This is a genomic window from Paenibacillus sp. FSL W7-1287 (assembly GCF_038004245.1).
GTDB classification, from domain to species: domain Bacteria; phylum Bacillota; class Bacilli; order Paenibacillales; family Paenibacillaceae; genus Pristimantibacillus; species Pristimantibacillus camelliae.
In genome coordinates this window covers 3,761,305-3,778,397 of record NZ_JBBORD010000001.1, presented here as the reverse complement: position 1 = coordinate 3,778,397, position 17,093 = coordinate 3,761,305, and the positions used below count along the sequence as shown (strand labels likewise).

Here is a 17,093-nt window from a genome sequence, read left to right as displayed (position 1 = left end):
GTTACTCCTTTGCTAATAATTGATGAAGCCGATCTGGATAATCTGTTATGATGCCCTCCACACCTGCTTTAAGACAAGCCTCCATCTCATGTACTTCATTTACCGTCCACACATTGTAGATCACTCCGTTACGCTTTGCCTCTGATACCCATTCACTATTCACAGCATATTTAGGAGCATGCAAAGCTGTAGCACCTAACGTTTTTGCATAATTCCAAGGTTGATATAAGCCTTCCATATACAGAATTCCAGTTGCTACCTGAGGATCAATAGCTTGGCACGCAGCAAGTGCATAATGGTTGAAGCTAGATATGATGCATTGCTGTTTAAGACCATGCTTTTCAATCGAATTCAATATTTTGCGCTCAATACCAGGATACTGAACGATGCCACTTTTGATCTCAATATTAAGGATTAGCCCTTGCAGCTTAGCAAGCTCCAGAAGCTCATCCAGCGTAGGGACTTTCTCTCCAGTGAACCGATCACTGTACCAAGAGCCCGAATCTAACGCTTTAAGCTCACTTAGCGTTACATCCTTTACTAGTTTATTCACACCTGTCGTACGTAGAAGGCTTTCATCATGAATAAGTACGAGTTCACCGTCTGCAGTCATTTGTACATCTGTTTCAATGCCAGTAGCTCCTAGCTCCACAGCATATGTAAAAGCGGCCATAGTATTTTCTGGGCAATATCCGCTAGCCCCGCGATGTGCGTAGTTCACCGTCATAATTCTATCTCCTTGTTTGAAAAATATGGTTCCTATACCTTCGATCGTATCATACAAATTTCCATGTTCCTAGTTATATTTTCGTAAAATGAAAGGGTTTACAATTTTATAGATTACATAGCTCGTAAACCGCCTATTCTTCTTATCTAGTAAAAACCTGCGTATTAGTTTTTGATAAATGGCTAAGCTAGTACTGGAGGGATAAATGATGTTTATGAACATATTATTGATTAGTGGAAGGACCATAATTGCTATTGCGCTTATGTTTTTTTTGACGAAGCTGCTAGGAAAAAGGCAATTATCTGAGATGTCGTTGTTCGGTTATATATCGGGAATTAGTGTCGGGAATATCGCAGCTTATATTGCACTTGAGGAGAATGAAATGTGGCTGCTTGCATCCGTTTCGCTCTGCATATGGGTCCTTATCGTTATTATTCTGGAGAAATTCACGCTAAAAAGTAAAAAGATGCGTAAAGTCGTTGATGGTGATCGACGTCTTCTAATCTCAAATGGAAACGTCATAAAGGATGCATTGAGAAAAGAAAACATGACTGTAGAAGAATTACTTGAGAAGCTTCGAGATAAGGATGTATTTCGCATTGCAGATGTAGAAATGGTTTCAATGGAGCCGAACGGGGAGATCAGCATATTTCTGAAGGCTGAGCACAATCCGTTAACTCCATCGATGATTGGCTATCCGATTGAAAAGGAAGAAGAACCGATAACCATTATCATTGATGGCTCCTATGAGTTTGAAGCTTTGAAAAATAACGGATTAGATCAGAATTGGGTTGAAAAGCAGCTTGCAAAGGTCAACGTTGCTTCGAATCAAGTATTTATTGCTCAGTATACGAAGGATAAGAGCTTGTCCATCCATACGATGGATCAACGTACACTCGAGGTAAACCTAGAAAATCCACAAAAAAATGCATTTAACAAGACAGAGATGGAGCAGATCAAGAAAAGCTTATTGCAGGCGATTGCGATCATCGAGCAGCAAACGAATAAACCATCTGGATAGTCGTATACATTTATATAGTAGAAATACTATCGCAATCATTAACGATTGCGATAGTATTTTAAGGAAGTAGGCATTACTTTTCCATCAAAAAACTGGTGGTTAATAAGAATATTGAATTGATCCATATAAGGATCCAAGGACTCTCCACCCCATACGACCTGTGCGAATTCGTCGAGATAATACATGAACTCCTTGTTGGCAGAGAGATGCACCTCACGAATGGCATGCTGTTGATTTTTAACGGTATCGATTACGGTTTGTACAAAAACTGGAGAGAGCTGCGAGTTATCGTTTACCGTCAAGTAGCTTTGAAAAGGGTTGTTGTGTATAGACATTGGCGCTTGAATCGGTTCATTAAATACGGATGAGTCTCGCTCACCACTCGGCTTTGAACGAATAAGGCCTTGAGCGGTATTGTCGAGTACTACACCTATAAAAGCGGTATAATCCGAGATAAATACTCTCGCATCCGCCACTCCACCAATAGAGCTGACAGCATCGGCTAGACTCGGGCTGTACGAAACCGTTCCTTTAGCATACTGTCTAGGTTCTCGATTGGTTTGCTCCAGCGCTCTCAGTTCTTGCTGCTTAGTTTTTCTAGCCTGTAAACTACCGTAATCCGTAGAACGCAGTGGCTTCGTATACCTCTCCATTTCGGTTTGAGCTCCCTTGCTGCATCCTGTTAGCGCCACCATACTTAAGAGCAGCATAGCTAGCACGAAAGCACCATACTTTGCATTAGGCTTTATCATAAGTTCACTCCTCAAGGAATTGTTACTATTCATCGTCTGAAAAATGTGGACAAAATATGCATGGTAAAACGATACAGACGCATCCTAAGGTAAGAAAAGTAGTATTATTGGAATGAAGAAGCAACGTTAGTAAAAACTATGAGAAGAAGTAAAGCAATACCGTCAAGATTCATTTGATTTTGACAGCTTTGAGAACAATTTGTGAACTTCCTGTGGAACATTGACAAAAGGTTGTCACAACTTTATATTTAATAAAGTGATTTGATGCAGGATTTGTAAAATCATCATCTTTGTTACACGCAGCAGGCTGTTGGCCACAGAGATGGCTGCTGTGAAAACGTCAAAAGTGGGGTTGATTATTAATGAAACGGTGGCAATTTGTGAAACGCTTTGCGCCTTTAATGGCCCTTCTGGTGCTTGTGCTGTCAGCTTGCGGAAGAGAAGATTTGTCAGCGCTTAATCCACAAGGTCCTGTAGCGCAAGAACAACGAGACTTGATGCTTATTTCCATTCTTATCATGTCGATCGTTGTTGTTAGTGTGTTTGCGATTTCAATTTACGTATTGATCAAATTCCGCAGACGCAAAGGGGACAATAGCATCCCTAAGCAAGTGGAAGGAAGTCATAAGCTAGAGGTTATCTGGACTGTCATTCCGATTATTTTGCTAGTTGTTTTAGCAGTTCCGACACTAAAATCAGTATTCTCTTTAGCGAAGGATTACACGGAAGACCCGGAAGCTTTGCAGGTAATTGTAACTGCGCATCAATATTGGTGGGAGTTTGAATATCCGGAGTTAGGTATTAAAACTGCGCAAGAGCTAGTCATTCCTACTGGTAAAACGATCTCTATCCAAGCAAAAACAGCAGACGTCATTCACTCTTTCTGGATTCCGTCATTAGCTGGTAAGACGGATACGAACCCGGATGGCAACGTTAACAAAATGTATTTCTCTGCACCAAAAGCAGGTGTTTATCAAGGTAAATGTGCTGAGCTTTGTGGACCTTCACATGGTTTGATGGATTTCAAGGTTAAAGCTGTCGAGCCATCCTCCTTCGAGCGTTGGCAAATAGCGATGCTTGATACGGTTCAGCTTCCGAGCGATTCAGAAATCGCGAGCGCTTTTGAAAGCCAATGCCTAACTTGCCATGCAGTAGGTGATTACGGCGGTGGTGCATTCCCTAACTTAACGGGTATTGGATCTCGTGAAAGCGTAGCGGGCATACTTATTAACGTTGAAGAAGGCGAGATTGAGTATAAGCATGAGGATACAGTATACAACAATCTGTACAAATGGATTAAAGATCCTGAAGCTGTAAAACCAGGCAACCATATGACAGGTGCTTATCAACTGACAGATGAAGAGGTTGCTGGCATTGCTGAGTACTTATCCAATCTAACGCTTGACTTTGAATAATCACTATCAACAGTGTAAAGGAGGTAGCTATCTTGGCACATGCACATGCGCATGCGGTTAAGCGTCGTACAGGAATTATGGACTGGTTAACGACGGTTGACCACAAAAAAATAGGGATTATGTATTTGCTTGCAGGAGGATTTTTCTTCCTTATTGGTGGCCTAGAAGCAATCTTAATTCGATTACAGTTAATGTTCCCTCAGTCCGACGTCGTATCGGCACAGTTTTACAATGAATTGATTACGATGCATGGTACAACGATGATTTTTCTTGCAGCCATGCCGATCATATTCGGGTTTATGAATGCTATTATTCCACTACAGATCGGGGCACGTGACGTTGCGTATCCGTTTGTCAACGCATTGGGCTTCTGGACATTCTTCTTTGGTGGACTTTTACTTAACATCAGTTTTATCGCTGGTACGGTACCTGATGCAGGGTGGACGATGTATGCGCCACTTTCGGGAACTACATACACAGAACATCATGGTACGGATTACTATGTCATCGGTCTGCAGATCTCTGGTATCGGTACGCTGATAGGTGGTATCAACTTCCTAGTTACCATTATCAACATGCGTGCTCCAGGCATGACATTCATGCGTATGCCGATGTTTACATGGGCATCGTTCATTACATCAGCGCTTATCCTTTTTGCATTCCCTGCGTTAACCGTTGGACTTGCAGCGCTAATGTTTGACCGGATATTTAGCGGTAATTTCTTTAACCCAAGTGCCGGCGGTAACGTCGTACTATGGGAGCATATTTTCTGGATCTTCGGACACCCTGAGGTATACATCTTGATCCTACCGGCATTCGGTATTATCTCAGAAGTTGTATCGACCTTCTCACGTAAACGTCTGTTTGGTTACAGCTCCATGGTCTTCGCGACGGTGTTGATCGGTTTCCTAGGCTTCATGGTTTGGGCTCACCATATGTTTACGACAGGACTTGGGGCCATTGCCAACGCATTGTTCTCGATTGCTACGATGCTAATTGCCGTACCAACGGGGATTAAAATATTCAACTGGCTATTTACGATGTGGGGCGGCTCAATACGCTTTACCGTTGCGAACATGTTCGCGGTCGGTTTTGTTCCAACCTTCGTAATGGGTGGAGTTACCGGGGTAATGCTAGCTGTTGCGCCAGCTGACTACCAATATCATGATACGTACTTCGTTGTAGCCCATTTCCACTACGTTATCGTAGGTGGTCTAGTCATGGGTATCTTTGCTGGAATGCATTATTGGTGGCCAAAAATGTTCGGCCGCATGCTAAGTGAAAAGCTTGGTATATGGACGTTCTGGATGTTCTACATCGGCTTCCATCTAACATTCTTCGTACAGCATTTCCTTGGACTATTGGGTATGCCTCGTCGTATATGGCAATACCTAGATGGTATGGGCTTGAACAACTTGAACTTCATTAGTACAATTGGTGCACTGATGATGGGTGTTGGTACGATTATGTTCCTTATCAATGTTGTCATTACGATGCGTAAACCAAAAAATCTTTCTAATGACCCGTGGGAGGATGGACGTACTTTAGAGTGGACGATTCCATCACCTGCACCAGAATACAACTTTGCTCAAACACCACTTGTACGTGGTTATGATGCATGGTGGCACGAAAAGATGGAAGGCAATACAAAAATGACGCCAGTAGAGCCAATCGGCCCTATTCATATGCCGTCACCGAGTATTTTACCGTTCTTCATGGCGGTTGGCCTATTTATCGCAGGCTTTGGTTTCATGTACTCGAAGCCAGCTGATTGGGGTACTACTGGTCTAATCATTGGAGCTGCCGGCTTGCTTATTACATTTGGATGTATGGCGCTTCGTTCTTGGTTTGATGACCATGGCTTCCATATCGAAGAAGAAGAAATTCTTAAAGATCAGGGGGTTAAGGCATGAGTTCACATTCACATGTAGAAGGGCAACTGCCGCATGAACCAGAACGTGCTACCCTAGAGGGTCGCAATAAAATCACTGGTTTTTGGTTATTCCTTGGTGGAGAAACGGTATTGTTCGGTACGCTATTCGCAGCGTACTTAACATTACGTGGACAAATCATGGATGGACCTGCTCCGAATGAGTTATTCGACTTTGCACTGGTTGCTGTTGCAACTGCACTGTTGTTAACATCAAGCTTAACAAGTGTATTTTCAATGCAGGCGATGCATCGTCATGATGTTAAAGGACTCATTGGTTGGCTTCTTGTAACGCTTGTTCTAGGAGCGGCGTTCCTCGGAGTTGAGATCTACGAGTTTAACCATTATGCGCATATGGGACATACGTTCTCCGCTAGTGCATTTTCAACCTCTTTCTATACATTGGTTGGATTCCATGGAGCACACGTAGCCTTTGGATTGTTCTGGGTAATCCTATTGTTGCTCCAATTGAAGCAGCGCGGATTAAATACGACAACGGCACCTAAAGTGTATCTGTTCAGTTTATACTGGCACTTTATCGACGTTGTATGGGTATTCATCTTTACAGTCGTTTACTTGATGGGAAAGGTGGGTTAATACTATGGCAGGACATGAACAAACAACGCAACGCAGCGATGTCAAAACGACAAAGCAAGAAGGTTCAAAAAAGCATATTATCGCTTTTATATTCTCCATCCTATTAACTTTCATCGCATTCGCTCTAGTTATGGCTGGCGAGATCAATATTGATTTCGTATATATCCTGTTAGTCGTATTAGCGATTGTTCAAGTATTTGTGCAAATGGCTTTTTGGATGCATATGAAGGATCGCGGACATACATTTGCGATTATTGCAATATTAAGTGGAGTCATCGTTGTCTTCACTTGTGTGATCATGGCATTATTCTGGACGACTTGGTAATATAGACATGATCAATTTAGCAAGGGGGTCCTAGTGACCCCCTTCTTCTATTCACTTATACTGCGTAACCCTGTATGATGGATATAGACTTGTACTATGGATGCATAAGAAAGGAGCTTCAACATGTTTGGCTTGCAATATTTTAAGTTTCAAGAGGTATGGAGTCCAATGTTTTTGTTTGCAACGATCGGGATCATCATCGGATATTTATATCTCGTTGGGCCGTGGCGCGAGAAGCATTTTCCACAGGAAGCACCCGTTTCTTTAGGAAGAAAGCTGCTATTTATTACTGCAGCTGTACTCTATTACTTAGCGTATGAAGGGCCGCTAGCTTTACTAGGACATATTATGTTCTCGTTCCATATGACAAATATGGCATTGTCCTATTTAATTGTACCTCCGATGGTGCTTGCGGCTGTTCCGGGCTTTATATGGAAGAAAGCTTTCTCTGCTTCGTTCTGGGGCAAGTTTAAATTTCTTATGCATCCGATAGTTACGCTTATTTTGTTTAATATGATGTTCTCGGTCTACCATATACCTGTTGTTCATGATTACGTCATGACCAATTTTGCTATCCATCGTTTATACTATCTAGTGATGCTAGTTGCTGCATTTATGATGTGGTGGCATGTGAATACGCCAATAAAGGAAATTCCGCATATGTCACACGTTAAGCGCATGGCATACATATTTGCGAATGGTGTTTTACTTACACCTGCCTGTGCGCTTATCATTTTCTCGAATGAGCCGCTTTACGCCATCTACAACGATCCACAAGTATGGGTGAATGCTATGGGCTTCTGTATCCCAGGTGATACAAGCTATTTGCTTACGGAATTTGGAGGACCACAGTTCTTCAATACGTTTACTACGCTCGAGGACCAGCAAGCTGGCGGTATCGTTATGAAGCTGATCCAAGAAGTAACCTATGGTGTATTGCTCGCGTTTGTATTTCGTGAGTGGTTTACAAGAGAGCATAAGCAGGAGGCAGTTGACGAGCAGCTGATGCGCGATGCGATGGCAATTAAGCAGAAATAATTTTTGATGGGGAGGACAAGCAGGACATGGAAGGACATGAGTTTGAAATATTTCCTGCAATCAGCACGTTTTTTATTGCGCTTAGTGCAATTCTAGTAGCGATCGGCTGGAAGCAGATTCTAAACAAGAAGCGAGAGCAGCATCAGAAAACGATGTTCTGGGCAGCGATTGCTGCAATTATCTTTTTTATTATTTATGCCTCTCGGACCATCTTTATTGGTAACACAACATGGGGTGGACCGGATAGCCTGAAGACGATTTATCTTATCTTTTTGTTTTTCCACATTGTACTGGCAACCGTAGCTGCGGTATTTGGTATCACGACCTTAACATTAGGCTACAAGAAAAAGTATGACAAGCATCGCAAGCTGGGACGGGTAACAGCCGTCATCTGGTTCATTACAGCGATTACTGGCGTCACAGTTTACTTTTTACTTTATATCTTCTACCCAGGTGGTCATACAGAGCCATTCATAGATGCTTTATTCCGACAGTAACATATGACATATGTACATCTAGCGCAAGCTGCAACCGCAGCTTGCGCTTTTTTATTGGGATAGTAAATACGAAAATATCGTGTACATAAAATTAATGAAAATATTTCCTGGAAAATAGTTGACACAACAATATAGCGTGTATATACTGTGTATATAGATATATACAGTATATACAGCGCTGATGTTAATCTTGCAAGGAGGATACTCGATGAAGTATTGGGAAGGGGTACACTATCTGCTATGGAATGATATCCGTAATGCGCGATGGAAAAACCTTGTTTTATTAGTGTTTATCGCTTATTTATCCATATTTACAAGTGATGGCATGATTGAAACTATTTCAACAGATAGTTATGAATCTCAGTTTTTAATGGACTATCTTATTATTATGGTTTTATCCGTTGTAGGTCTAGTTACAACTCATTTATATGGGTATGGCTGGAAAAAGGATTTGCTAGCAGAACGGTTAGCGTATTGGCGCTCACTACCAATAAAAATTGACCAAATTGTATGGTCTAGACTTACCGGAGTTACGTTATTTAGTTTTTTAGCGGTTGTCGCGTATTACGCGTTAACTGGATGGATTATGATAGCCAGTCGTGGTGTCTCAATTGATCTTGGACACTATATCATGCATGGATTAACAGTATTTGCAATCATTTACGTATTCAATTTATTTTATCTCTATATGGAGATGTGCTTTTCTTACAAGAAGTATACGGTTTACTGCTGGACTATTCCTTTTATCAAGCTCGCAATCGTTATCGCATATGTATTTATCTTTGATTTCTACTTATTAAAGGGAATATATGATGCTGTACAGAAATCACCGATCTTGATGATCGCAGCAAGCATCATACTTATTATTGCAAGCTTTTCCCTTGCATTTCGCATAATCAATGAAAGAGTGAGAACTAGAAATATAACAGCATAAGAAGGTGATAAGTGATGCGGCTACCGATCGCGATTAGTGAGCAAAGTGCGGAGCCATTGTATTATCAGATAGAAGTCCAGCTTCGAGCACTTATCATTAGTGGATCGCTTCAAGCAGGAACCTTGCTGCCTTCGATCAGAGAGCTAGCCTCACAGCTGAAATGCAGTGTTATCACCATAAAGCGAGTCTATAGCGATTTGGAGGCGGAAGGCCTGCTTCGTACAAAGCAAGGCACTGGTACGTATGTATCCCATGTGGAGAAGGAATCACGTGAGGAGCAGAAGCACAGTGTTGTGAACGAAGCGATTGATCAGTTGCTTGAAGCAGCTGAGCGTGTACAGTGTACCAAGCAGGAGCTTGAAATGCTGCTAAAAGAAAAGTTGCAGCATTATGAACCGTAAAGGAGATTGAATATGGGAGAATATGCGATTGAACTGCAGGATGTGAAGCTTACTAGAGATCATTTCGCATTAGGGCCGGTCACACTTTCGATCCCTAAGGGCTATGTGACTGCGATCGTAGGACCTAATGGCTCAGGCAAAAGCACATTATTCCGAATGATCATGAACATTCTTAAGCCTCACCAGGGAAGCGTTACGGTACTCGATCAACAGCTTAATCATCATAACGATGATGAGTTAAAGCAGTTGATCGGTCATTTGCCAGAAGAGGCGACTTCATTTGATGATTTCTTGAAAGGCTATGCGAAGGCACAGTTTCATGCCAAATGGTTTCAAAATTGGAACAATGAAACGTATCAGCGTTTACTTTCTATTCTTACGACAAGAGACGATCTGCAGCTTAAAAAAATGTCAAAAGGAATGAGGCGTAAGTTCGATCTGTCGATTGCAATGGCCCACCATCCGAAGCTGCTTTTACTAGATGAGCCATCCTCTGGACTCGATCCGATCGCGTGGAAAACGATGATTGAGGTGCTACATCAATATATGGAGAATGAGGATCATACCATATTGATGGCAACGCATATCGTTGATGAAGTGAAGCGGCTTGCTGACTATATCGTATTCCTTGTAGATGGGCAGGTGCTTGGAACCTATGAAAAGGATGAGCTGCTGCAAAGCTGGTCAACGTACTTTATCGAGGCTCCATCTGGCGGTACATTTGATCCACATCTAATGCCTGGCTATTGCGAGCATAAAGTGGTTAGCAGTGGGTTTTACGAGATTGTTTGTTCGAATAGCTTTGAAGCTGAACGCTGGCTGGAAGGTCAGGAATTGACCGTGCGCAGCAAACAGATTTTAGAGCTTGATGAAATATTATTTCAGCATATGAAAAAGGCAAGACAATACGCAAAATAATGATAAGGTGGGGAATACTGTGAATCCATTAGTAGTGAATAATGTAGTAAAGCACTATGCAGACAAAACAGCAGTCAGCGGCGTACAGTTTGAAGTGTCTAAAGGAGAAATTTATGGTCTATTAGGAGCTAACGGCGCAGGTAAAACGACAACGATGCGTATGATTCTAGGACTTATCTATCCAGACCAAGGCGAGATAAAATATAACGGAAAGCCGTACAGCAACGAATTGTTGAAAAACGTAGGTTATCTGCCAGAGGAGCGCGGGCTGTATCCTAAAATTCGCGTAAGTGAGCAATTAATCTATCTCGCTCAGCTTAAAGGCATGTCAGCGAAAGACGCAGATCGCAGTCTAAAATATTGGCTTGAGCGCTTCGAGGTACCTGAAAATTACAATAAACGTGTCGAGGAGCTGTCCAAAGGGAATCAGCAAAAAATTCAATTTATCTCTGCAGTCATTCATAATCCGCAATTTATTATTATGGATGAAGCATTCAGTGGTCTTGACCCCGTAAACGTTGAGCTGTTGAAGGCAACGGTGAAGGAGCTGCGTGATAACGGTGCAAGCATCGTATTCTCTACTCACCGTATGGAGCATGTTGAGGAGCTATGCCGTAATATTACGATTCTTCATCGCTCGAAGGAAGTTGTTAAAGGCAGCGTTAAAGATATTAAAAGCAAATTCCCGAAAGAAAAAGTATGGCTGCAAACAAAGGAAGAGGTTGCAGGTTTAGAACAGCTTTCAGGAGTAAAAGCAGTACATCGCCATGAAAATGGACTAGAGATTGAAATTGCAGAAGAAAAAGTAGCGGCACAAATTCTTAATCATGCTTTATCTCAAACAGAAATCGAGCATTTCCAAGTGAAAGAGCCTACATTGAATGAAATCTTTATTAGAACGGTTGGTGATCGTAATGAATAATTTCTGGACAGTTGTACGCTTTACCGTAATGAATAAATTAAAAGCAAAAGCATTTATTATTTCTACTCTCGTATTTTTACTTATTATTTCAGTTGTAGTCAACATTCCTTATATCATTATGCAATTCCAAGGTGGCGGCGAGGATAAGACGCAAACGGTTGGCTATATTCAAGATGGGCAATCCCTTGGATCAGTTACTGGCCAGCAGTTAGAGCAGTATTTTGCTAATATTGAAGGCAGCAAGCTAACATTCAAAGGCTTTGCAACGTCAGGCAATGCAGCTAGCGACGAAGAAACACTGAAGTCAGAGCTAGATGCAGGTGAGCTATACAGCTATTTGCAGTTTGGTGAAGCAACAGATAGTGGCTTCCCAGAAATTATCGTAAAAAGTGAGAAGCTGCTCGATTATTCCGTAGCGTCTCAGATTGAAGCAGCATTACAAGTCATTCGTCACAATAACATTTTGTCAGAGGCAGGACTAACCGAACAGCAAATGAAGGAGCTTCAAGCACCAATTGTTGTCGATGCTGTACAAATTAAAGGATCATTGTCTGCTGGCGGCGAAGGTGAAGGTAAAACAGCTGAAGAACAAGGCGTTAATATGGGCATTATCTACTTCATCATTATTTTCTTATTCATGGCGGTAATGATCTCTGGTCAAATGATCGCATCAGAGGTAACAGCAGAGAAAAGCAGCCGTGTAATGGAAGTATTAATTACAAGCGTATCTCCGCTAACAAGCATGTTCGGTAAAATTACAGGTATGTTCCTGATCGTTATTATTCAGCTTGCATCTTATCTTGCAGTTGGTGCGATTAACCTGAGCCTACCACATAATGCTGAAATGCTGAAGGAGCTTAATATTGATCTGTCTGTAGTTGATCCGATGCTACTCGTATTCGCAGGCTTGTATTTCTTAGCGGGCTTCTTCCTATTCGCAACGCTATACGCAGCGCTTGGCTCAATTGTAAGCAGAACAGAGGATCTGGGTAATGCAGTAATGCCAATGACATTTATCTCATTAGCAGGCTTCTACATTGCGATCTTCAGTATCTCTACACCAGATAGCTTACTCGTGAAAATTTGCAGTCATATTCCATTGTTCTCACCATTCGTTATGGTGTTAAGACTTGGATTAACAGATATTGCGTTATGGGAAGTACTCGTATCGTTTGCAATTTTACTCGTTACAATCTACTTGGCGGTTGTACTCTCCGCGAAGATTTACCGCACAGGTGTATTGATGTACGGTAAGCGCCCAAGCATGAAAGAGCTTCGCAAGGCGATGAAGGCGTACAAAATCTAAGGATTGAATGGAACTGTGGGCAATACGTAATGTCATTGAAAGAGAGGATTACTCATCTGAAGAGGGGAGGCGCTAGTCATGCGTCCATGTAAAGGCCCGAAAAATCAAAAAAAGTCTGCTTCAGGTATGATAATGGGTATTGCAATAGGGATTGCTATCGGGGTGGCACTGGATAACATTGCCGTTGGTATGGCGATTGGCGTTGGAGTAGGTCTAGCATTCAGCTCTACAGCTTTCAGTTCACCCAAATGTAAGTGATTATTGCAGTTAAAAGAGAATATCTTTATATAAAAGGGCAACTGTGGGCAATACGTAATGTTGTCATACATTACGACTATAAGACTTGCATACATCAAAAAAGGATGGTACAACATGCTAGAGCAATTTTTACAAGAGTTGCAAAACTCAAATCCGATATTACAATTCATTGGGGTTATGATTGTGGCAATGATCCCATTTATCGAAGGCTATTTTGCAGTACCTGTTGGGATTGCGATTGGATTCTCTCCATTGATGACGATAGTAGCTGCAATCTTTGGAAACTGGATCTCAGTTATGGTTGTTATCCTGGCTAGTGATCGTGTTAAGCAGTGGCTACAAAGTAGAAAAACATCTGAACGTAAACAAGAAAAGCAAAACAAACGTTTAGAACGAGGACAGAAGCTATTCCATAAGTATGGTGTTCCCGGAGTATCACTCCTTGGTCCGTTGTTAATCGGGGACCACATAGCTGCTTTAATTTGTATTGCGTCAGGTGCATCGAAACGATACGTAATTATTTGGCAAACAATTGCTATTGTAGTATGGGCTGTTGGAATGGGGATTTTAGTGCTGTTAGGTATTAATCTTGTAAAGTAATACCGCTAAAAAGAGAATATCCAAATGAAAAAGGGCAAATTATCGGTCGTGTTATGACTGATATTTGCCCTTTTCATTTAATCTTATAAATTAATTACTGCGCAAGCTCCTGATAGGCTTTCAAAGTTTAAGGCATAACATAATAGGTATGTCTCTCTAATAAAGCTTCCGCATCTTTTAATGCAGAAATAGGTAGCTCTCCTGAATTGACTTTATCAATAATGTCACGCATTTCTTCATATTCATTAATAGAGCATAAAAGGATTAGAATAGTAGATTTATGACATGAAATTATACAGAAATTTAATTTTTTGTACTTTATACTTTGGGTATTAAAATACAAGGAGGTACATCATTGAGTACGTTTCATAACCCAATCATTCCAGGATTTTACCCTGACCCCTCCGTCGTGCGGGTAGACGAGGATTATTATTTGGTTACGTCGAGCTTTGAATTTTTTCCCGGAGTCCCAATCTTTCATAGTCGTGATCTTGTGAACTGGCGACAGATCGGGCATGTGCTTGATCGCCCATCCCAATTAAATTTGGATGGAATTGAGCCTTCACGAGGTATTTGGGCACCTACGATACGTTACCATCAAGGCATATTTTATATGATCACCACTTTTGTTGATAACGACAAAAAACAACATAACTTTTATGTCACCACAAAGAATCCTGCAGGGGACTGGTCCGATCCTGTATTCTTGGATGATGCACCGGGAATCGATCCATCACTTTTATTCGATAATGACGGGAAAGTGTACTATACTGGCAACCGAATACCGCCTGAAGGGCAAACACATGCCAAGAATATGGATATTTGGCTGCAGGAGCTTGATGTCGACAAAGGCCAGTTAGTCGGGCCTAAATATAGCATATGGCAAGGTGCGCTTAAGGTAGCACATGCGCAGGAAGCGCCGCATTTGTATAGGATTGGCGACTGGTACTATATTATGATCGCCGAGGGAGGTACCGGAGTTACACATGCCGTCACGATTGCAAGAAGTAAAAACGTAATCGGCCCCTATGAAGGATATAAAGGCAATCCAATCCTAACCCATCGTCACCTTGGCCGTGACTATCCTATCGTGAATGTGGGACACGGTGATCTTGTTGAGACACAGCATGGGGAATGGTGGATGGTATGTCTTGCATCGCGTCCGTATGGCGGATATTACCGTAATCTAGGTCGAGAAACCTTCTTAACACCGGTGAAATGGGAGAAGGAATGGCCGGTCGTTAATCCTGGTAAAGGAGTAGTGGAAGCTGAAGGTCAAGCCCCAAGTCTTCCAGCCTGTCCTTGGCCAAACGATCCTATCCGGGATGATTTCGATGGTGAGCAGCTTGGCGATGTATGGAATACACTGCGTACTCCTCGTGAAGCTTTTTATAGTTTAACTGATCGCCCAGGTTATTTAAGATTGCGGTTAAGACCTGCGACACTGGAAGAGGTCGCACAGCCGTCGTTTATTGGACGCAGGCTGCAGCATTTTAGCTTCAGAGCATCAACACAGCTTGCGTTTAAGCCACAGCAAACAGGAGAGGTTGCCGGCATCGTCTTACTGCAAAATCAAAACTATCATTATAGATTTGAATATGGCCAGTATGGGGATGCGACAGAAATTAGACTTCTCAAACGTAAAAATGGTGTGACCCGTATACTGGCTTCACAAGCTTACATCGGGGGACAGGTCCAGCTTCAAGTTCAAGCTGACGAACAGGATTATCGGTTCTCCTTCCGTGCTGACGACACGTCGGAATGGGTTACGCTCATGGAGCAGGCAGACGGCAGAATTCTGAGCACGGATGTGGCAGGCGGCTTTACTGGAGCATATATGGGGATGTACGTAAGCTCGCAAGGAATGACATCTGATAACTATGCAGATTTTGCATGGTTCGAATATGAGGCACAAGCGAAAAGTGGCCGTCCTGAAAGACCTAGCATCCCTAGTCATGAATATTCCATCATCGATTATGGTGCGTCAGGCGATGGAATCACCTGTAATACGAAAGCCATTCAAGCTGCGCTGGATGAGTGCGCCGATGCGGGTGGCGGCAAGGTAGTGATTCCAGCAGGAGTATGGCGCACGGGTCCATTATCACTTCGTAGTCGGCTTAACCTGCATCTTGAGCAAGGAGCGCTCTTGCTATTCGAGCCAGATCCTGCGCAATATCCTTTGATTTCTTCTTTTTTTGAAGGATCGAAAGCGATTCGTTGTCAATCTCCGCTGGACGGTGAAGGTCTGCACGATGTGGCTATCACTGGCGAAGGAATTATCGATGGCGGAGGCCAAGGCTGGCGTCCGGTAAAGAAATTTAAAATGACCGACATGGCTTGGAAGAAATTAATCCAATCCGGCGGTGTGGTAGATGAGAAGAGTAATATATGGTGGCCTTCAGAAGGCGCGATGAATGGTGAAGGTCTATGCAGGCGTCTGCGCGAACAAGGGATTACGGACCCAGATGCCTATCTGCCAATCCGAGATTACTTGAGGCCGACCTTGTTAAGCTTACGCTCATCAGAGCGAGTGCTGCTGTCGGGTCCGACGTTTCAAAATTCACCCGCATGGAACCTGCATCTATTCAACTGTGAACAAATTACAGTAGAGCATGTGACGGTGCGTAACCCATGGTACTCTCAGAATGGTGATGGCATAGATCTGGAATCATGCCGTCATGCCTGGGTAGAGCACAGCTCATTTGATGTTGGTGATGATGCGATCTGCCTGAAATCAGGCAAGGATGAGGAAGGGCGTCAACGAGGGCTGCCTACCGAGTACGTCACAATAAAGAACTGCACAGTGTATCATGGTCATGGTGGTGTCGTCATCGGTAGTGAGATGTCGGGCGGGGTAAGAGCGGTCAGAGTTTCTGATTGTACGTTTATCGGTACCGATATCGGTCTTCGCTTTAAAAGTGCAAGGGGCCGCGGTGGTGTTGTCGAGGACATAGAAATAGAACGTATCCGTATGAATGGGATCGTCCATGAGGCCGTGTCATTTCATATGTTTTATGAAGGTAAAGAAGGGTCCGAGGGTTACAACGATAAAACGTATCCCGTAACAGAGGAAACGCCAATCTTCCGAAATATCATCTTGCGTGACATAGTATGTCATGGTGCTAGTACAGCATTGCTATTGAACGGCTTACCTGAAATGCCGATTAGCGAACTTACTATAGATGGATTGTATGCAGTGGCTAACAGGGGAGTCATCGGTCGATATGTGGATCTCATGGCCTTGGCTGATATTCGCCTTGATATTGAAGCGGATGAACAGATTGAACTCGTTCAATGCTCTAATGTTACCTTAGATGGCGCAGCTTATCGTTCTTGAATAAAGGACCACCTCGTTTAACCTTCTAGGTTGAATCGAGGTGGTCTTTTATTTTGCCCTGAAGGGGGCTTATGCAGCTAGTAGACAACGAAATCCGCCCACTCTTTTAGATGAA

The 17,093-nt window shown here is 42.6% G+C and carries 17 protein-coding genes; 15 read left to right on the top strand and 2 right to left on the bottom strand.

Features of this window, described 5'->3' with window-relative positions; genetic code table 11:
• Window position 1: 1 nt before the first annotated feature.
• Complete coding sequence (locus NSQ99_RS17075) at window positions 2–727, bottom strand: glycerophosphodiester phosphodiesterase (RefSeq protein WP_340838025.1); 726 nt, start codon at window positions 725–727, stop codon at window positions 2–4.
• A 205-nt stretch (window positions 728–932) separates the two neighbouring features.
• Here NSQ99_RS17075 and NSQ99_RS17070 point away from each other — a divergent pair, with 205 nt between their 5' ends.
• Window positions 933–1,748: a DUF421 domain-containing protein gene (locus tag NSQ99_RS17070; RefSeq protein ID WP_340838024.1), complete on the top strand. Its 816-nt coding sequence runs from the start codon at window positions 933–935 to the stop codon at window positions 1,746–1,748.
• A gap of 38 nt (window positions 1,749–1,786) precedes the next feature.
• Here NSQ99_RS17070 and NSQ99_RS17065 read toward each other — a convergent pair whose 3' ends face one another.
• A complete protein-coding gene (locus tag NSQ99_RS17065) occupies window positions 1,787–2,500 on the bottom strand; it encodes a hypothetical protein (RefSeq protein ID WP_340838022.1) in 714 nt (237 codons plus the stop codon).
• Window positions 2,501–2,862: 362 nt separating this feature from the next.
• On the opposite strand from NSQ99_RS17065, the gene coxB reads away from it, so the two are divergent.
• From coxB to NSQ99_RS16995, 14 genes are all read left to right on the top strand, one after another.
• Complete coding sequence (gene coxB / locus NSQ99_RS17060) at window positions 2,863–3,915, top strand: cytochrome c oxidase subunit II (RefSeq protein ID WP_251668923.1); 1,053 nt, start codon at window positions 2,863–2,865, stop codon at window positions 3,913–3,915.
• Window positions 3,916–3,992: 77 nt separating this feature from the next.
• Entirely contained in the window at window positions 3,993–5,828 is a 1,836-nt protein-coding gene (ctaD, locus tag NSQ99_RS17055) for a cytochrome c oxidase subunit I (RefSeq protein WP_340838824.1), read from the top strand.
• A complete protein-coding gene (locus NSQ99_RS17050) occupies window positions 5,825–6,442 on the top strand; it encodes a cytochrome (ubi)quinol oxidase subunit III (RefSeq protein WP_340838019.1) in 618 nt (205 codons plus the stop codon). The genes ctaD and NSQ99_RS17050 overlap by 4 nt, the downstream gene beginning before the upstream one ends.
• Before the next feature lie 4 nt (window positions 6,443–6,446).
• Window positions 6,447–6,767, top strand: a complete 321-nt coding sequence (locus tag NSQ99_RS17045) for a cytochrome C oxidase subunit IV family protein (protein ID WP_251668919.1) — start codon at window positions 6,447–6,449, stop codon at window positions 6,765–6,767.
• 123 nt (window positions 6,768–6,890) lie between these two features.
• The gene (gene ctaG, locus NSQ99_RS17040) at window positions 6,891–7,805 is read left to right on the top strand and encodes a cytochrome c oxidase assembly factor CtaG (protein WP_340838016.1); all 915 of its coding nucleotides are present in this window, start codon (window positions 6,891–6,893) and stop codon (window positions 7,803–7,805) included.
• 26 nt (window positions 7,806–7,831) lie between these two features.
• Window positions 7,832–8,302, top strand: a complete 471-nt coding sequence (locus NSQ99_RS17035; protein ID WP_251668915.1) for a DUF420 domain-containing protein — start codon at window positions 7,832–7,834, stop codon at window positions 8,300–8,302.
• A 208-nt stretch (window positions 8,303–8,510) separates the two neighbouring features.
• Window positions 8,511–9,236: a hypothetical protein gene (locus NSQ99_RS17030; RefSeq protein ID WP_340838013.1), complete on the top strand. Its 726-nt coding sequence runs from the start codon at window positions 8,511–8,513 to the stop codon at window positions 9,234–9,236.
• 14 nt (window positions 9,237–9,250) lie between these two features.
• The gene (locus NSQ99_RS17025; RefSeq protein WP_251668911.1) at window positions 9,251–9,637 is read left to right on the top strand and encodes a GntR family transcriptional regulator; all 387 of its coding nucleotides are present in this window, start codon (window positions 9,251–9,253) and stop codon (window positions 9,635–9,637) included.
• A gap of 12 nt (window positions 9,638–9,649) precedes the next feature.
• Entirely contained in the window at window positions 9,650–10,555 is a 906-nt protein-coding gene (locus NSQ99_RS17020) for an ABC transporter ATP-binding protein (protein ID WP_251668909.1), read from the top strand.
• 19 nt (window positions 10,556–10,574) lie between these two features.
• Window positions 10,575–11,477, top strand: coding sequence for an ABC transporter ATP-binding protein (locus tag NSQ99_RS17015; RefSeq protein WP_251668907.1), 903 nt, complete (start codon window positions 10,575–10,577; stop codon window positions 11,475–11,477).
• Window positions 11,437–12,783, top strand: coding sequence for an ABC transporter permease (locus NSQ99_RS17010; protein WP_340838010.1), 1,347 nt, complete (start codon window positions 11,437–11,439; stop codon window positions 12,781–12,783). Before NSQ99_RS17015 ends, NSQ99_RS17010 begins: the two co-directional genes overlap by 41 nt.
• A gap of 78 nt (window positions 12,784–12,861) precedes the next feature.
• Complete coding sequence (locus tag NSQ99_RS17005; RefSeq protein ID WP_340838008.1) at window positions 12,862–13,041, top strand: hypothetical protein; 180 nt, start codon at window positions 12,862–12,864, stop codon at window positions 13,039–13,041.
• Between the two features lie 114 nt (window positions 13,042–13,155).
• Window positions 13,156–13,641 carry a small multi-drug export protein gene (locus tag NSQ99_RS17000; protein WP_340838007.1) on the top strand — a complete coding sequence of 162 codons (486 nt, stop codon included), beginning with the start codon at window positions 13,156–13,158 and terminating at the stop codon, window positions 13,639–13,641.
• 355 nt (window positions 13,642–13,996) lie between these two features.
• Window positions 13,997–16,978, top strand: a complete 2,982-nt coding sequence (locus tag NSQ99_RS16995; protein ID WP_340838004.1) for a family 43 glycosylhydrolase — start codon at window positions 13,997–13,999, stop codon at window positions 16,976–16,978.
• Window positions 16,979–17,093 lie beyond the last annotated feature (115 nt).

Bases quoted from the DNA above. Each gene is read 5' to 3' on its own strand.
- NSQ99_RS17075 (WP_340838025.1), bottom strand. From the start codon at position 727: ATGACGGTGAACTACGCACATCGCGGGGCTAGCGGATATTGCCCAGAA.
- NSQ99_RS17070 (WP_340838024.1), top strand. From the start codon at position 933: ATGATGTTTATGAACATATTATTGATTAGTGGAAGGACCATAATTGCT.
- NSQ99_RS17065 (WP_340838022.1), bottom strand. From the start codon at position 2,500: ATGATAAAGCCTAATGCAAAGTATGGTGCTTTCGTGCTAGCTATGCTG.
- coxB (WP_251668923.1), top strand. From the start codon at position 2,863: ATGAAACGGTGGCAATTTGTGAAACGCTTTGCGCCTTTAATGGCCCTT.
- ctaD (WP_340838824.1), top strand. From the start codon at position 3,993: ATGGACTGGTTAACGACGGTTGACCACAAAAAAATAGGGATTATGTAT.
- NSQ99_RS17050 (WP_340838019.1), top strand. From the start codon at position 5,825: ATGAGTTCACATTCACATGTAGAAGGGCAACTGCCGCATGAACCAGAA.
- NSQ99_RS17045 (WP_251668919.1), top strand. From the start codon at position 6,447: ATGGCAGGACATGAACAAACAACGCAACGCAGCGATGTCAAAACGACA.
- ctaG (WP_340838016.1), top strand. From the start codon at position 6,891: ATGTTTGGCTTGCAATATTTTAAGTTTCAAGAGGTATGGAGTCCAATG.
- NSQ99_RS17035 (WP_251668915.1), top strand. From the start codon at position 7,832: ATGGAAGGACATGAGTTTGAAATATTTCCTGCAATCAGCACGTTTTTT.
- NSQ99_RS17030 (WP_340838013.1), top strand. From the start codon at position 8,511: ATGAAGTATTGGGAAGGGGTACACTATCTGCTATGGAATGATATCCGT.
- NSQ99_RS17025 (WP_251668911.1), top strand. From the start codon at position 9,251: ATGCGGCTACCGATCGCGATTAGTGAGCAAAGTGCGGAGCCATTGTAT.
- NSQ99_RS17020 (WP_251668909.1), top strand. From the start codon at position 9,650: ATGGGAGAATATGCGATTGAACTGCAGGATGTGAAGCTTACTAGAGAT.
- NSQ99_RS17010 (WP_340838010.1), top strand. From the start codon at position 11,437: ATGAAATCTTTATTAGAACGGTTGGTGATCGTAATGAATAATTTCTGG.
- NSQ99_RS17005 (WP_340838008.1), top strand. From the start codon at position 12,862: ATGCGTCCATGTAAAGGCCCGAAAAATCAAAAAAAGTCTGCTTCAGGT.
- NSQ99_RS17000 (WP_340838007.1), top strand. From the start codon at position 13,156: ATGCTAGAGCAATTTTTACAAGAGTTGCAAAACTCAAATCCGATATTA.